The sequence below is a fragment of the Glaciimonas sp. GG7 genome, from assembly GCF_052976905.1.
On the sequence record NZ_JBRIIQ010000081.1, the window covers coordinates 1 to 17167 of the forward strand.

Annotated in this window: 12 protein-coding genes; 8 read left to right on the top strand and 4 right to left on the bottom strand. The window is 49.1% G+C overall.

Annotation, left to right across the window (positions count from 1 at the left end; translation table 11 throughout):
- The 5 genes from ACVBEF_RS16180 to ACVBEF_RS16200 form a co-directional block, all read left to right on the top strand.
- The coding region (locus ACVBEF_RS16180) for a glycoside hydrolase family 19 protein (protein WP_447124960.1) at positions 1-1718 on the top strand (1718 nt) is incomplete at its 5' end.
- A 651-nt stretch (positions 1719-2369) separates the two neighbouring features.
- Positions 2370-4577 (top strand): glycoside hydrolase family 19 protein, encoded by a 2208-nt coding sequence (locus ACVBEF_RS16185; protein ID WP_447124961.1) that lies wholly within the window; start codon positions 2370-2372, stop codon positions 4575-4577.
- Between the two features lie 376 nt (positions 4578-4953).
- Positions 4954-5802, top strand: coding sequence for a spermine/spermidine synthase domain-containing protein (locus tag ACVBEF_RS16190; protein WP_447124962.1), 849 nt, complete (start codon positions 4954-4956; stop codon positions 5800-5802).
- A 163-nt stretch (positions 5803-5965) separates the two neighbouring features.
- Positions 5966-7747, top strand: coding sequence for a GspE/PulE family protein (locus tag ACVBEF_RS16195; RefSeq protein WP_447124963.1), 1782 nt, complete (start codon positions 5966-5968; stop codon positions 7745-7747).
- A 117-nt stretch (positions 7748-7864) separates the two neighbouring features.
- A complete protein-coding gene (locus ACVBEF_RS16200) occupies positions 7865-8158 on the top strand; it encodes a hypothetical protein (protein WP_447124964.1) in 294 nt (97 codons plus the stop codon).
- Between the two features lie 80 nt (positions 8159-8238).
- Here the strand turns inward: ACVBEF_RS16200 and ACVBEF_RS16205 are convergent, their stop codons facing one another.
- Both ACVBEF_RS16205 and ACVBEF_RS16210 read right to left on the bottom strand, forming a co-directional pair.
- Positions 8239-9831, bottom strand: a complete 1593-nt coding sequence (locus tag ACVBEF_RS16205; RefSeq protein WP_447124965.1) for a sensor domain-containing diguanylate cyclase — start codon at positions 9829-9831, stop codon at positions 8239-8241.
- Positions 9832-10002: 171 nt separating this feature from the next.
- On the bottom strand, positions 10003-11196 hold the full coding sequence (locus ACVBEF_RS16210; protein WP_447124966.1) for a CaiB/BaiF CoA transferase family protein: 1194 nt from the start codon (positions 11194-11196) through the stop codon (positions 10003-10005).
- Positions 11197-11374: 178 nt separating this feature from the next.
- On the opposite strand from ACVBEF_RS16210, the gene ACVBEF_RS16215 reads away from it, so the two are divergent.
- Positions 11375-12253, top strand: a complete 879-nt coding sequence (locus ACVBEF_RS16215; RefSeq protein ID WP_447124967.1) for a pirin family protein — start codon at positions 11375-11377, stop codon at positions 12251-12253.
- On the opposite strand, the gene ACVBEF_RS16220 is transcribed toward ACVBEF_RS16215, so the two are convergent.
- The gene (locus ACVBEF_RS16220) at positions 12250-12531 is read right to left on the bottom strand and encodes a PepSY domain-containing protein (protein WP_447124968.1); all 282 of its coding nucleotides are present in this window, start codon (positions 12529-12531) and stop codon (positions 12250-12252) included. The genes ACVBEF_RS16215 and ACVBEF_RS16220 overlap by 4 nt on opposite strands.
- Before the next feature lie 912 nt (positions 12532-13443).
- On the opposite strand from ACVBEF_RS16220, the gene ACVBEF_RS16225 reads away from it, so the two are divergent.
- Both ACVBEF_RS16225 and ACVBEF_RS16230 read left to right on the top strand, forming a co-directional pair.
- The gene (locus ACVBEF_RS16225; protein WP_447124969.1) at positions 13444-14043 is read left to right on the top strand and encodes a hypothetical protein; all 600 of its coding nucleotides are present in this window, start codon (positions 13444-13446) and stop codon (positions 14041-14043) included.
- Between the two features lie 317 nt (positions 14044-14360).
- A complete protein-coding gene (locus ACVBEF_RS16230; protein ID WP_447124970.1) occupies positions 14361-15623 on the top strand; it encodes a hypothetical protein in 1263 nt (420 codons plus the stop codon).
- Positions 15624-15767: 144 nt separating this feature from the next.
- Here ACVBEF_RS16230 and ACVBEF_RS16235 read toward each other — a convergent pair whose 3' ends face one another.
- Positions 15768-16835, bottom strand: coding sequence for an NAD(P)-dependent alcohol dehydrogenase (locus ACVBEF_RS16235; RefSeq protein ID WP_447124971.1), 1068 nt, complete (start codon positions 16833-16835; stop codon positions 15768-15770).
- Positions 16836-17167 lie beyond the last annotated feature (332 nt).

Below are 17167 nucleotides of genomic sequence, written 5' to 3' on the forward strand. Positions count from 1 at the left end.
TTGAAAAGCCAGTCGTTGTAGTACCGGTTGTTGAAAAGCCAGTCGTTGTAGTACCGGTTGTTGAAAAGCCAGTCGTTGTAGTACCGGTTGTTGAAAAGCCAGTCGTTGAAGTACCGGTTGTTGAAAAGCCAGTCGTTGAAGTTGATCCAAATGCCATCCAGTCTGTGGCATGGTCAGCAACAAAAGTTTTCCCTACACCAGGAATGACAGTTACCTGGAAAGGTAAAAATTATCAAAATGGTTGGTGGACGCAAGGAGATGAGCCCGGTACTGGTGGCGTATGGACGCTATTCGCCGGTGCAGTTATCGCACCTGTCCCAGTCATTGAAAAGCCAGTAGTCATCAAGCCAATCAGCACAGAGCCAAGTGAGTTCCCGCTGTATGTCGCCGGAACCAAATATAAAACTGGTGACGTTGTCAATAATGCCGGCAGAGACTTCGAATGCAAACAGGCGCCTTGGTGTAGTTCGGGTGCTCCCGTATATACACCGGGTGTCGGTGGGGCATGGCAAAGTGCATGGAAAATGCATGGCGAAGCTGCTGATGCAGAAGACGATGACGACCGTCATATGCCTAGCTTGAGCGAAGCCCTCGCTACAGAAGCCAAAATTACCAGTACGGATTTATTCGTCAAGGTAAAAGACTCTGTGCGCACATTGGATAATGTGGAAGTCGATAAGGTCAAAGCAGGTCGCCCTGACAATCCAGAAAATGTCCGTCGTTTCGAACATCTTGTTTCTAGTGAAAAATGGGATTACCTCTTTCCACAGCGCCAACCTGCTTACACCTACGAGAATATGCTCAAAGCAGTAGCAAAATTCCCGGCGGTCTGCGGTAACTACGACGATCCAACCAATCCGAACAAAGCCGCAGAAGTTTGCGCACGTTCGATGGCAACGATCTTTGCCCATTTTGCTCAGGAAACTGGCGAACATGACGTCAACAATCAAGAAGTCCTTGAATGGCGTCAAGGTTTGGCACATGTGACAGAAATGGGTTGTACTACCGCCGAAGCAATGGCTAGCCCGACTGCTTGTGCTTACAACGGCGAATGTAATCCGAACACATGGCAAGGACAGACATGGCAATGTGGCAAAAATGCCGACGGTTCATTCAAGAAGTACTTTGGACGTGGCGCTAAACAGCTCTCGTACAACTACAACTACGGTCCGTTCTCTCAAGCAATGTTCGGCGACACTAAAGTCTTGCTCGACAATCCTGAGTGGGTTGCTGATACCTGGTTGAATCTGGCATCGGCTGTGTTTTTCTTTGTCACACCGCAGCCACCAAAACCGTCTATGTTGCATGTCATCGACGGTACATGGCAGCCTAACGAATACGATAAAAACTCAGGTCTGGTACCGGGCTTTGGCGTAACCACCATGATTATTAATGGTGGTGTTGAGTGTGGTGGTGCAACTGACCATGCTGCATCAGCTAATCGTATTAAGTACTTCAAGGAATTTGCACATTCACTGAATGTCGATGTCCCTGAAAACGAAAAACTCGGATGCTCAGGCATGCAAGAGTTTGCTGGCGGCGGCGCTGGTGCGTTGAACTTAAGCTGGGAAGAGAACTACGAATACACCCCGGAAAACAAGGCCGAAAAATCGTATGCCTGCAAACTGGTAAATTACCAAACGCCTTACAACGCGTTGCTTCCAGGCGATTACGAGAAGTGTGTCGAGGCAAAATTCAACGTCAAGTTGAAGGACTAATAGCCACACCATAGCTCCGGCCCTGCGAAGTTTTACTCGAAGGTTAACAACTTCAATTGGCCGGATCATGTACTGAAGAAATAAAGTAACAAAAGCGACTGAGCGCGGATAGAGATTGCGGATGTTTGGGACCAAATAAACCGTTCACCTAAAACCCGCAAAACATAGACCGCTCGGTCGCTTATCTTATGTCGAAACATTAGTTGCACAGCAAAGTCTGAGCAACTATAAATTCAAGATCGCCGACGATTTTCATCGTTGTCTATGGGCTAAGCGCCCACCTCCAGCACTGACTTCATCGCCTGATCTTCAGGCAGTCCCTTACATCCTCCACTTGTAGCTAACAATTTATCTCTGCCGCATCAGTGCGCTGTTGAAAATTGGATCGTACATTCTAAATAAACAAGATGATTCTTACTCCTCCAGAGTGCTTGTCTTATTTTATTTTGATAGCGAAAAATCGATAATTTCAATCTGTGAAAACGAATAGAAACAAGTTTATTCAACGCGTAGTGAAAGCGATTTTTTCTCTGCAAAAAAAGTGAATTTCTCACTCAACACTAGGGCAGCGCTATCCAGCTGCATCATCGTAAAAGGTCTGATGTACGGGTTGTTTGTACCGCCGCAGAGCCTGCTTTAGGAAACAAAGTAATGAAAAAAACCAATATCGCGCTGGCTATTTTAATGGCGCTGGGTGTGCAATATGCGCACGCGCAACCAACATCAGCAATCGTTAAAGATGCCATCATCGTTGCAAACACAGTCCAGTCAGAAGCATGGTCCAAAGATCGGATTTACGCCGATGAGACAACGGTTACCTGGAAAGGCAAAGAGTATAAAAACGCGCACTGGACAAAGGGAAATGAACCCGGTACAGACGGCGAATGGGGAGCGTGGAAACTTCAAGAGAAAGACCTGCTTGTTGTAACCGATCCAAACGCAGTCCAGTCTGGCGAGTGGTCCAAAGGACAAATTTACGCCGATGAAACAACGGTTACCTGGGAAGGTAAAACATATAAAAACGCCTATTGGACAAAGGGAAATGAACCCGGTACCGGTGATCAATGGGGTCCGTGGAAACTTCAAGATGCAGAGCCGGTTGTGGTAGTCGAAGAGCCGACTACTGAGATCGAAGAGCCAGTCGTTGTCGTTGAAGAGCCGACTGCTGAGATCGACGAGCCAGTCGTTGACGTTGAAGAGCCGACTGCTGAGATCGAAGAACCAGTCGTTGTCGTTGAAGAGCCGACTGCTGAGATCGAAGAGCCAGTCGTTGACGTTGAAGAGCCGACTGCTGAGATCGAAGAGCCAGTCGTTGACGTTGAAGAGCCGACTGCTGAGATCGAAGAACCAGTCGTTGTCGTTGAAGAGCCGACTGCTGAGATCGAAGAGCCAGTCGTTGACGTTGAAGAGCCGACTGCTGAGATCGAAGAACCAGTCGTTGTCGTTGAAGAGCCGACTGCTGAGATCGAAGAGCCAGTCGTTGACGTTGAAGTTCCGGTTACTGAAGTAATCGATCCAAACGCAATCCAGGCTAAAACATGGACCGCAAATAGAATTTTCACAGTGACTACACCAGTAACCGTTGTTAGCTGGAATGGTAACAACTACACCAATAAATGGTGGACACAAGGAGAGGAGCCAGGCAAAGCCGATACTGCATGGATCCCATACGAAGGTGCCGTTATTCCTCCTGATTCTAATGTCGTCATCGACGAAGACGGTTACGTGCCGAATTTGAAAGATGCGCTTGCTACTGAAGCAAAACTAAAGAATTTTGATTTATTCAAAAAGGTACAAGAATCCGTACGCACCCTCGATAATGCAGAAGTATTTTTAGTCAAACCAGGTCGTGCCGAAAATCCGGAGAATGTGCGTCGTTTCGAGCATCTTATTTCGAATGAAACATGGGAATATCTCTTCCCACATCGTCATGCGTCTTACACCTACCAGAATATGCTGCAGGCGGTCGCAAAGTTCCCTGCGGTATGCGGCAACTATGACGACCCAAGCAATCCGAATAAAGCGGACGAAGTTTGCGCACGCTCGATGGCAACAATTTTTGCCCATTTTTCTCAGGAAACCGGCGGGCATGCCCCCAGCTGGGCGGTCCCGGAATGGCGTCAAGGGTTGTACTATGTAAGGGAAGCGGGTTGTGAATCAGACGATCCAATGGATTGTGGCTATAACAATACGTGCGACCCAACCACATGGCAAGGACAGACATGGCCTTGCGGCACGATGCCAGATGGCACTTTCAAGAAGTACTATGGACGTGGCGCTAAACAGCTTTCGTACAACTACAACTACGGTCCATTTTCACAAGTGATATTCGGAGACACCAACGTCTTGCTCCAGAATCCTGAGTTGGTTGCCGATACCTGGTTGAATCTTGCATCAGCGATGTTTTTCTTTGTCACACCGCAGCCACCAAAACCGTCCATGTTGCACGTGATCGACGGAACATGGCAGCCTAACGAGTACGATAAAAAGACAGGTGTGATACCGGGCTTTGGCGTGACAACCATGATTATCAATGGTGGTCATGAATGCGGTGGAACAGTAGAAGTTGCTCAATCAGAAAATCGTCTTAATTACTTCAAGGGATTTTCCCATGCACTGAATGTCGATATCCCTGAAAATGAAAAACTCGGATGCACCAAAATGCAAGCTTTTGCTGAAGGTGGTGCTGGTGCGATACTGTTAAGCTGGGATGAAGACTCTACGTGGTCACCAGACAATAAGGATGGCAAAACGTATGCCTGCAAACTGGTAAAGCATCAAACGCCTTTCAACGCGTTGATTCCAGGCGAATACCAGAAATGTGTTGAAGCAAAATTCAAGATTGAGTTGAAACAGTAATCGCTTCACTATTGATTTGGCCCGACGAAGTTTGAATCGAAAGTTAAACGGCTATGGGCCAGATCATGCACTGAGGTAAAAAGGTAGCAAAAGCGACTGAGCGCGGATAGAGATTGCGGATACAGGGGATCAATCAACCATGACCCTGACACCCGTAAAACATAGACCGCTCAGTCGCTTATTCACGTATAGACAGTTCCGCCTTATCCGGCATCACTATGATGTTGCCGCGTCAACCCCCTCGCTTTACCCCCTCCTCTCAGAACATCAGATAATTTGCCCCAAAACTGGCGCTGTAGCGCGGTATCATTGGATCAATTGACTCTTTCGGGTCTTCACCAGTTACCTCTACTCAACACGCTTACCTATTCTGACAATGCTGATCAAACGCAAATCCATCGAAGCCGAAGCCAATCTCAAAGCCGGTCCCGGTAAACGCCTCGAAAAAACCAATCCAAAAGAATCCAAAGCCGCACCCAAAGCCCCACGCAAACCTAAATTCGCCCCGGTCACCTTGTCGGAACAAGACGGCGTGCGTTTTCTGCATTTCGGTACCGAATGGGTACAAGGCGCTATGCGGTTGCGCAAGCCCGACTGGCTGGAGTTGGAATACGCTCAGCAAATGATGGCCTGGATGTTGTTTAACGATCAGCCGCAACACATCGTGCAGCTTGGTCTGGGCACCGCGGCGCTGACCAAATTCAGTTATCGCCAGTTTCCGGCAGCGCGCGTCACCGCCATCGAGCTCAATCCGTCTGTACTGATGATCTGCGCCTCCATGTTCAAGCTACCGCCCGATGATGAGCGCTTGTCCGTCATCGAAATGGACGCAATGGACTTTGTCATGGATGAAGCCAATCGCGACACCATCGATGCGCTACAAGTCGATCTGTACGACGCCACGGCCAAAGGCCCGGTACTCGATACGCCCGAGTTTTATCAAGCCTGCGCCGCTTGCCTGACCGACGACGGCATCATGACGGTCAATCTGTTTGGCGATCATCCAAGCTATGCCAAAAATCTCAAAGCGATGAAGTTTGCTTTCGACGACGTCTGGTGTTTGCCGGAAGTGCATGACGGCAACGTCATCGCCATCGCTTTCAAGAACGCATGGAAGCCTGATTTCACCACCCTTTACGAACGTGCCGCCGAAATCACTGCCGAGACTAAATTGCCCGCAAAGTCGTGGGTCAATGGGATCAAAGTGTGGCATACCGCACACTGAATGTTGACGAGAGTTCGTGAAATAACACTCAGCCGTTCGGACTGAGCAGGCACGCAGTGCCGTATCGAAGAATTGCCGAAGCATGCATATACTTCGATACACCCTAAAAGGGCTACTCAGTACGAACGGGTATGTTGGATCTCAAATATCTACTGACCATCCTATGAATAAAGAGCCGCCGAAAATTCTCGATCTTCAGCAAATTTTCACCTGGATGCTGGCCGATGGCACGACCACAAAAGAAGAGGTCAACCTCTTTTATACGCAAGCGCTGGGTATCTTTCGCAACGCCAGCGTTGCGATTCATCCATTAAGCGCGGTGGCACTATGCAAGCGCCAGAGCATCCAAACTCCACAGCGCACCATGACATTGGAGTGGCTGACTGAATGGCTGGCACGCAAAGTGGAGTTGCCGTTCTATCGGATTGATCCGCTCAAAATTGACTTCACAAAAGTCGCCGACGTCATGTCGGCAACTTACGCTACGCGTTTCAACATTTTGCCCGTCGAACTGACCGCAACCGATCTGATCATTGCCACTGCAGAACCATTCCGCACCGAATGGGTTGAAGAGATCGCCAAGATCACGCGCCGCAACGTCAAGCTGGTAATTGCCAACCCGATCGATATCGCCCAATACATTTCACAATTTTTTGCCCTGGCAAAGTCGATCAAAAGCGCCAACAATGCCAGCGGTCAGGACTTGGCCCTGCGCAACAATTTTGAGCAATTGGTCGAGCTAGGCAAAGCCAATAAGCAGGTAGACGCCAATGACCGACACATCGTCAATATCGTCGATTGGCTATGGCAATACGCATTTGAACAACGGGCCTCCGATATCCACATGGAACCCAAGCGGGATTTTTCAGCCATCCGTTTTCGGATCGATGGCGTGCTGCATCAGGTCTATCAAGTCCCCGCCGTGGTCATGATTGCCATGACCGCACGGATCAAATTGCTGGGCCGCATGGATGTGATTGAAAAACGCCGCCCGCAAGATGGGCGCATCAAGACCCTTACCGCTGGCGGGCAAGAGATCGAATTACGCCTCTCCACGCTGCCCACTGCTTTTGGCGAAAAACTGGTAATGCGGATTTTCGATCCCGACGTCGTGGTCAAGACATTGCCCGAATTAGGCTTACCCATAGACGATGCAGTGCGCTGGGATGCGCTGACCAAGCGAACGCATGGGATTATTCTGGTTACCGGCCCCACTGGCTCAGGTAAAACAACGACCCTTTACACTACTTTAAAAGCGCTGGCGACCTCTGAAGTCAACGTCTGTACCGTTGAAGATCCCATCGAAATGGTGGAGCCGGCCTTCAACCAGATGCAAATCAATACCGGCATCGACCTGACCTTCGCCGACGGCGTACGTGCCTTGATGCGGCAAGACCCTGACATCATCATGGTCGGAGAAATCCGCGATCTGGCAACCGCAGAGATGGCGATTCAGGCCGCCCTCACCGGTCATTTGGTGCTCTCCACCCTGCACACCAACGACGCACCGTCGGCCGTGATGCGGTTGCTTGAGCTGGGCGTACCCTACTATCTGCTGGAGAGCACACTAATCGGAATCATGGCGCAGCGTCTGGTGCGGACTTTATGCACGTATTGCAAAAATAACAATGGCGAAATTTCCGATGAGACCTGGCAAAATCTTGTCAAAAACGAAAACATCCCCAAGCCCAAGACGGTCTGCCAACCCGTCGGCTGCCCTGAGTGCCGTCAAACCGGCTATCGTGGCCGCACCGGGTTGTATGAGTTGTTGACGGTGACAGCGCCATTTTCCAAAATGATTCAGGCCGAAACCGATATACATGCGCTCAAACAACAAAGCATGACTGACGGCATGAAACCGCTACGGGTAGCTGGCGCCTTGAAGATTATTGAAGGGGTGACGACGGTCGATGAGGTCCTCAAAGTCACCTCTGCACTGACTTAAACTTACTTTAGCCACCCCATAACCGAGCCGGTAAAGGTAAAATCAATGACCGGCGGCATACAGCGCACAGCCGTCATGAATTCCGTCAGCAACCATCAAATACACAAGAGGAATAGATTGAAAACAGCACTAGTCGAAGGCTATGACATCCCCGTGTTCGACAAAACTATCATGACCAATTTACTGGTCTCGGTCGTGGACCTGAACATTGTCAGACAAGAATTCAAACTCATAGGCGTGCGTAACGCGAAACAGGAAATCTATCGCGTCATCGGCGCTTCCACTGATCACCAGTACCAGAACGCCTTTGAAGAACTCGACGACATGGGATTAGTCGACGATCTGCAAGAAAGCGATCGCGAGAAAAATGGCTACGATGCCATCTTCAGTTTGGGTCTGGATGCGGATTAAGTAAAATGTATGGCTGCCTTATGGCAATCATTTTTAAAATAGCGCTCTCTTTTGAGAGCGCTATTTTTTTGTATCCAGAGTTACTCAATCAATACAACAGTCGGCGGCTGATCGTTAGTATCACCTACACAAACACGATTACGACCATCGGATTTGGCGGCATACAACGCTTTATCCGCAGCTTGTACTAACTCCAGTGGAATATTGCCGTATCTGACCGGAACCAAGGCATCGACACCGGCACTGATGGTCACTATGCCAACGGGGCTACCGGTATGCTCAATTTTCAGATTATTGATCGCCAGACGGATGCTTTCGGCGATGATCATAGCGCCCTTGACATCGGTCCCGGGGAGTATGACACCCAGCTCCTCTCCCCCGTAGCGTGCAGCGATGTCACCCGGACGATGTTGACCGGTTTTCACAACCTGACTGATTTTTCGCAAGCATTCATCGCCAGCGGTATGACCATAGATATCGTTATATTGTTTAAAGCAATCCACATCGATCATCACTAAGGCCAGAGAGCTGGCGTTACGCATTGCTCGGCTAAACTCCTTCTCCAGCACCAGATCAAAATGTCGACGATTGGCCAATCCGGTGAGACCATCTTGCAGCGATAACCGCTCGAGCGTCTGATTAAGCGCCTCTAATGCATCGCGGGTACGAACGATTTCCGCCTCGGCATCGACGCGTCGCTTAATTTGACCAATTAAATGAAACCCCATACAACCAAGAACCAAGAGAAGTATTCCCACCCCTGCCGAATGCAGATAAGTGTCGGCGCGCCAGTCCGCAAGAATTTCTTCTTCAGATAATGCGGCGGCAACAAAAAGGGGATATTTATCGAGACGGCGAAAATTGACCATACGGTTAACGCCATCGAGCGATGATTTTATGAACACCGTTCCGGTCGCCATCTTAGAGACATTGTCTCGAAACAGTTCGGTATTGACGAAACTTTTACCGATCGAGTCGGGCAATAGCGGGCTACGGGTGAGCAAGATACCCGTATCCAAACCAAGATTGATGACACCTTTACGGCCAATATTAATGGTTTGATAGAAGTTATTAAAGTAAGCCACCTTGATCGTTGCCAGTACCACACCGGCGAAGCTGCCATCGGCGTGGTTAATTCTGCGTGACAGGGTAATAATCCAGGCCCCATTGGAGCGACTGCGTATCGGCGCGCCGATATACGGCGTCAGATCACGATGGGTCCGATGATAAATAAAATAATCCCGATCCGCATTATTCGCACCTGGCTGCATCGAAGGCTCCGAATTAACCAGCCAGCGCCCACTTTCGTCATAGACGAACAAGCCATTAAGCTGAGGCAATTCTGCAACCTGATGTACGAGTAAATCATGTATCCGATTCAAAGCAGCAGGACTGGTCCCGTCGATTTGTACACGCTCAACCAGACTAATTAAGACGGTATCGCCTTCTTTGATCGTATCGTCAGCATGCTGAGCAATCGAGCGCGCCATATTGGAAGTCGCAATTGCCATTTCGTGCAACTGCGTTTTACGGGCCGTCCAGCTTTGCCATCCTTCCATAAACACCAGCGAGAGACAAACCAAAACCACGAAAATCACCGCCAATGAGGTAATCGGGATGCGCTTAGTCTTTAATTTATCGTCGGATGCTGGTTTGTCGATGAGAGTGGTCATAAATCTTTTGAATATAAAAACCACCCTACGAAGCTCTCGACAATGTCTGAAAGCCTCTTTAGCCGGTCAATAGTTAACAATAGTAACTTGAAGAAACTATTATCTTAGAAACGCATATATTAGTGGTACGTTTATTTAGTCTTCACATATCTATTTATAGTAAGTACGTGATCATTGAATAACCCCCGTATCTCTTAAGCGCGCAATCTCACCCTCCCCAAGTCCCAATGCGGCCAGCACTTCAGATGTATGCGCGCCCAGCGCTGGTCCTTGCCAATTCACCTGCCCGGGCGTATCCGACAACTTGGGCACGATCCCCGGCATTTTTACCGTCACCCCGCCCGGCAACTCTGCCGACAACAGCATGTCGCGCGCCTGATAATGCGGGTCGGCCACGATATCGGCGACGGAATAGATACGCCCGGCCGGTACCCCAGCTTGCTCCAGAGTAGCCAATACGCTTTCAATCGGATGCGCCGAAGTCCAACCGGCAATCGCCGCATCGATCAACACAACCTGCGCCACGCGCCCGTCGTTATGCGCAAAATGTGGATCTTCAGCCAAATCGGCACGACCAATCGCGTGCATCAGACGCTTGAAGATCGGGTCGCTATTACCGGCAACAACGACGTAAGCGCCGTCACGGGTGGGGTATGTATTAGAGGGCGCAATGCCAGGCAAAGCCCCGCCGCTACGCTCACGCACATGACCGAGCAAATCGTATTCTGGTATCAGACTTTCCATGACATTAAAGACGCTTTCAACCAGCGACACGTCCACAATTTGCCCCACGCCCTGCCCGGTTTTTACCCGCAACACTGACATCAACGCGCCCATCACCGCATGCAAGGATGCCAGCGAATCGCCCAAACTGACGCCCATGCGGGCCGGTGCGCTCTCAGGATGGCCGGTCGTATACCGAATCCCGCCCATAGCCTCGCCGATCGCGCCAAATCCGGGCCTGTCTTTATACGGCCCGGTCTGGCCGTAGCCCGAGATGCGCACCATCGTCAATTGTGGATTGAGCGCGTGCAAGACGTCCCAACCGAGGCCCAACTTTTCCATCGCGCCCGGTTTTAAATTTTCGATCAACACGTCCGCGTTGCCAGCGAGTTGCTTGATGATCTCTATGCCCTCGGGCGACTTCAAGTTGATTGAAATGGATTTTTTATTACGCGATTGCAAATACCACCACAGCGATGTTCCTTCGTGCAATTTGCGCCACTTACGGATCGGATCACCATTCCCCGGGGCTTCAATTTTGATCACTTCGGCACCGAACTCAGCCATCATCCGCGCAGCAAACGGGGCGGCAATCAGGGTGCCTATTTCTATGACGCGTATTCCTTTTAGCGGTCCACTCATTCCAAACTCCTTCTTTCGTTTTCATGACGACGATGGGGAAAATCAACCAATGCCGAACGTTACGCAAAAATGTCCTGCGATGCATTGTTTTTTTAAAAAACGCAATGTTAGCTTGCTACGCCATTTTTACTGATACAGCACTAGAATGGTTCGATCAACAGCATAAAAGGAGCATTGTATGAGCAGCATCGAACAGATCATTCACCCACAAATCCGCGATATTGGCTTTCCCATAAGACGGTTGCTGCCTGCGGCGCAGGTGCGCACGGTCGGCCCGTTTGTATTTTTCGATCACATGGGGCCGGTGACTTTTGCCACTGAAGGTACCTCTGGCGACGTACGGCCGCATCCGCATATCGGACTGGCCACTGTGACTTATTTGTTTTCCGGTGCGATGGTGCATCGCGATAGTCTGGGCAGCGTACAGCGAATTGTGCCCGGAGATATTAACTGGATGACATCGGGACGCGGCATTGTGCATTCGGAACGCGTCCCCGAAGATATTCGCCAGCAAGGCGTGACGGTGCAAGGCTTGCAAATGTGGGTGGCGCTACCGAAAAAGGAGGAAGAAACCGCCCCCGGATTTTGGCATTATCCGGCGGCGGACATCCCTACTGTGCGTTTTGAAGGCGCTGAAATACGGGTATTGGTCGGGCAAGCATTTGGTCAGACCTCGCCCGTCAAAACTCATAGCGCTACGCTGTATGTCGCCGCCAACCTGCGCGCGGGGGCACACTTGCCACTCGGTACAGACTATGCAGAACGTGCGATCTATGTCATCAGCGGCGCACTATCGGTCGATGGCGAAACAATTGAGCAAGGCACGCTCATTGTGTTGGCGCCCGACGCCAAGGTTACATTGGTCGCAACAAACGACACCGCCCTGATGCTGCTCGGCGGCGAACCGCTCGATGGTCCACGTTTTCTTTGGTGGAACTTCGTCGCCAGTACCAAAGAGCGTCTCGAAGCCGCTAAAACAGCATGGGCCAATCAACAACAGGATGTGTTCCCCAACGTCCCCGGCGAAACCGAATTCATCCCATTACCAGCGCATTAAGATGTCACTCTTGCCATCTTCAGCTTCACTTTTTGTTGCATACGGGCGCGCCGCTTTCTGAGCCAGATCAGTAAGCCGGTCGCGCTCAGTAATGCAACGACAGCCCCCATGACGGAGATCAAAATACGCCCGGTGAGTCCCAAAATCCGTCCCGAATGCAACGGAAATTGCGCTTGCATGAAAATATCGCCGGCACTGCCAGCGTTACCGCTGATCGATAAATGTATATAACTCACGGTCGCTTGCACATCCTTGGTCACCGCACCAGAAAGTTCCAACTCAACGTCCTGCGACTCTGCAATGCTGTCTTTGTAATACGCCAGCGCACCGTTATAACCGGCCTGCTCCGCCGCATTGCTTTGCCTGGTTTTAAATAGCGCTGCCTACGCATTGAGCGTCCGATCAAAGCACTCAGCTCTGATGCCCACTTCGGTACTTTTTCATTTGACCGGATCAAGTCGAGCACCGGTTACGTCGGTCTCCGTTGTGGATTAAAGAGAGTGCTGTAGGCAGACACCTTTTTAGTCTAATCAAACACGGTGCCAACATAGGCGTCGTAGCGCTGGCCGAGGTGCTGTGGTTGACGCCATAGTCTTGCCCAATTCTATTGGCGCTGGTCACTATCGCGCTCATGATCAATTTCAGACAATCGGCAATATTAAAGCGCGCTGCGACGTACACACTCTTGCGCTTATCGACATAGTCTGGGATTGAAGACCGGTTCAGGATGGAAGACGACCTAATTTATCAATTAAGAATAAAAATACAAATGAGAATCATCATTAATGATATTTCTATTAGAGCGTGTTGACGTTTGAGTTCATAAAAAACCGTTCGTACTGAGTAGCCCTTCAGGGCGTATCGAAGTAGTTGCATGCGGTGGCGATTCTTCGATACGGCACTTTGTGCCTACTCAGTCCAAACGGCTTTATAGTGTTTTACAAATGTTGAATGTCAGCAGGCACTAATACATTGGTATCGTTTTTAATTTCATTCTGTCCAATTAGGAACAATTGTGTATGGGCCTGCTGACATCCCCAGGTACAGACTTGGATCTATCAGGATAGCGAAAACAGACGTCAACAAGGAAGACAGATTGAGTATGAAAAAATGTACCGGGCTACATCAAATTAAATTCAATTAGCATCACTTGCTTTTTTTGAAATAGACAGATTTTTGGGATGTTTTCTGTGATTAAAATAGATTTTTCTATCTCTATTTTTAAACTCAGACAGAAATATTATGGATGCTGTCTTCTTGGCGAGAGAAATACAAACGTCAATGAGGACATCAATGAGCTTCATTACCCTTATCACTTCCAGGTAGAAAATATGAAACCAACTTTAAGTACGACTTCCTCTTCGCAAGCCAGTTTCAATGTACAAAACACACCCCCCCCATCACTACCCCGACCATCTTCGCGGGTTGCTCCCTGTCTTTCTGGCGCTCATCCATCCACACAGGAATTACGCAACGAAGCACGCCCCGCACCCGCAGTACAGAGTGCGACTATGATGGGCGAATCTCATGCCTCTCAGTCTCTCCAGTCCGCCTATACAGTCAAGCAGAACGAAGACGGTGAAATAGTACCCACCTCTCCAGTAAAAGTGCAGCCTGAAAATCACTATAAAATAGGTCAGCCAACCAGAACTGGAGTAACTTTCTCAGTTTTCTGCCAATCTGGACGGGGAACACTCAAGGCAGTCTCAACAAAGCACGCCAGCACAATAGAAGTGACGACCTTCACTCCTGCCAAACCAACTCAATCAACAAACTCAGATACCAGATAAGCCCTGCCGAGTCGATGTAAGCGTTATCGGTAGCGCTGCTTACGGCAAAATAATGTTCATTTACCACATAAAAAATGGTCATTTCAGCAAATACTGAGATGACCATTTTTCTTGTCTGGCGAAGCCTTCTATTTCCTATCAGTCATGTCAAAACATCTAACGTTTTAGGCATTTTCTGTGTTTAAAAATAGACTTTTCTATCGCTATTTTCAGCCTCAGACAGAAATATTATGTATGCCGTCTTCTTAATGAGTTACAAAAAATTAAGGAGTCAGCAGACACGTCACATCTCCCTTATCACTTTTGAGGAAACATCAATGCAAGTTCCAAATACATCACAAACAACAACAAAGCCGGAAGTCAATTTTACCGCTCCGTCTGCCTCCCAAGAAACCCCTCAAGGGATCCGTGCCCGTCTTTCTACCAGCCATATATCCTGGCATGAACCAACAACTTCTGGTCCACCACTACCACCGCAGGATGGTGAAGGCAAACTTGATAATTTGTTTAAGCATTTTTCTGGTATTAAACGCGCCGAGAAAGTAACTACTCTAGCCCCCTCACCATCATCGACAGTGTCGAGGGAGATTATCTGTGATGCTGATAAGAGCGCAGCAGCTCTCAAGACTCACTTCGAGGACCAAGTCATGCAGGAAGAAAGAAGTCAGACCGGACAGACCTCAACAGATGAAGTACGGCACATAGGCACTCGCGCTATTTCCACATCAATTGTCGAAGAAAACTGCCCGGCACATACCATATCTGCGAGAGACACTCTCTATAAAACGTTTGTGCAGGAATGCGAAACTACCCCGGCTCCCGTGGCCTCCGACATCACGACATTACCAGCAGTGAACCCTCGGTTTCTTGCTGGTTTTAAGGGCGCCAGATCAGCCCCGTTGGAACATTTTTCTATCACATCTCGCATACCTATTGATTTTTCTAAATATGGCCTGTATTCATCCCCCAATGACAATCAGCGTCCAATACAGCCAGATTTCAGCGACCAAAGGAGCAACACTTTAAAGCTCTCCCCTCCCCGGTCTGTGATCGCCGACTCAACAGCTAAAGCCAACCCGGCGATGACCGGCAAATCCATAAACGAAATGAAAGCGACAAGCACGGCAGGCAACGACAACCCCGTCAGTGAGTATATTGACCACTTAATAGGTATCCATGTACTAATGAACAAAGCAGCAGACGACTTAGCGCGAAGCAAAGCAGAGGTCGCCTCACTTATAAAAAAAATGAGCAATCCTGTACATGGCGAAAACAACAAAAAAACAGAACCCTCTTTGCGTTCGGTAGATCTTGGCAACGATGAGTATGTGTTTTATGCTGAACCAAAAGGGCTATCAGAACCTATTTCTCCGATCAACGATGAAAATTTATCTGTTTTAGCATCTTTGGAAGATCCAACTGACCAAGCCCCAGACAATACGCCAGAGCTTGAGGCTGACGCGAGGCTAGAAGTTGTCCCCCCCTCCTTAGCTAAATCCCAAGAAGATCTGGCGTTTGCTATCACATCCATATTCGCAAAGATAGGCGACGCAAGCTCAGAGCGCTTCGAAAATAACTGATCCAAGTTGATGTAGTATTTCGCTCTTCCCAGCGCAAACAATACGCACGGGAACAAAAAAATGGTCATCTCAACCAAAGTCGAGATGACCATTTTTTATGAATACAACGGTTTGCTACACCGCGTAATCACACCTAAATCACATTCAGGCAGCCGCTTTTTCCTGCGCCAGCGACGCCATATCAATCACAAAACGATATTTAACATCACTCTTGAGCATTCTTTCGTAAGCTGTATTGATATTTTGGATATCGATCAGCTCGATGTCCGACGTAATCCCGTGCTCGGCACAGAAATCCAACATTTCCTGCGTTTCTTTAATCCCGCCGATAAGCGATCCGGCCAGAGTACGGCGCTTCATGATCAGATTAAATACGTTCGGAGAAGGATGCGATTCGGCCGGAGCACCGACCAACGTCATTGCACCATCGCGCTTGAGCAAGTTCAGGAAGTTATCCAGATTATGCGGAGCGGCAACGGTGTTGAGGATGAAGTCAAAGCTGTTGGCATGCGCGGCCATTTGCGCCGCATCTTTTGAGATAACGACTTCGTCTGCGCCTAAACGTTTCGCATCATCAATCTTGCCCGGCGAGGTCGTAAATAACACCACATGCGCGCCCATCGCATGCGCGATCTTGACGCCCATATGACCCAGACCGCCTAGTCCGACGATGCCAACTTTGTGCCCCTTGCCCACTTTCCAGTGACGCAATGGTGAAAAGGTCGTAATACCGGCGCACAGCAAAGGAGCAGCAGCGGCTGGATCGAGTTTGTCAGAGATGTGCAGGACGAAGTTTTCGCTGACCACGATATTGTTAGCGTAGCCGCCAAAAGTGACACCGCCGCTTTGTTTATCTTCACCGTTATAGGTGCCGACAAAACCGTTTTCACAATATTGCTCAAGACCTTCTGCACAACTTGGACAAGTCTGGCAGGAGTCAACCATACAGCCGACACCGGCCATTTCGCCGACTTTGAAATTCTTTACATGTGAACCGACTTTGGTGATGCGACCGACAATTTCATGGCCCGGTACAGTGGGGAATACGGTGTTATGCCATTCATTACGGGCGGTGTGCAAATCGGAGTGACAGACACCGCAAAATAAGATGTCAATCTGGACATCGTGCGGTCCCGGTTCCCGACGCTCAAAGGTAAATGGCGCTAATGGTGTTTGCGCAGTCTGCGCTGCATATCCAACGGCTTTAAGCATTTTTGATTTCCTTTTTAGTAAAACAGCGAACCTCCGCCGTTTAAGTGCTCAATGGTAACGCTTTCAGAAAATACTTTCTGGAAACGACCAATTGTGAGTATTTTTTGAAATCTATTTTTTAACTTATTTCATTTAAAAAATAGGCTATTTTTTAAATATTGCAATGTCCATAGCGTGTCCATAGCGCCCGATGACCGATATTCGCCCCATCAAAGACTATCCAACTCTTCGCGCAGAGCGTTAGCTTTTTGCTGAAACGCAACCACTGCCTCCTCACCCATTTTTCTGAGTTGCGGATAGACCATGCCGATACGCGGATTACTGGCCAGCGT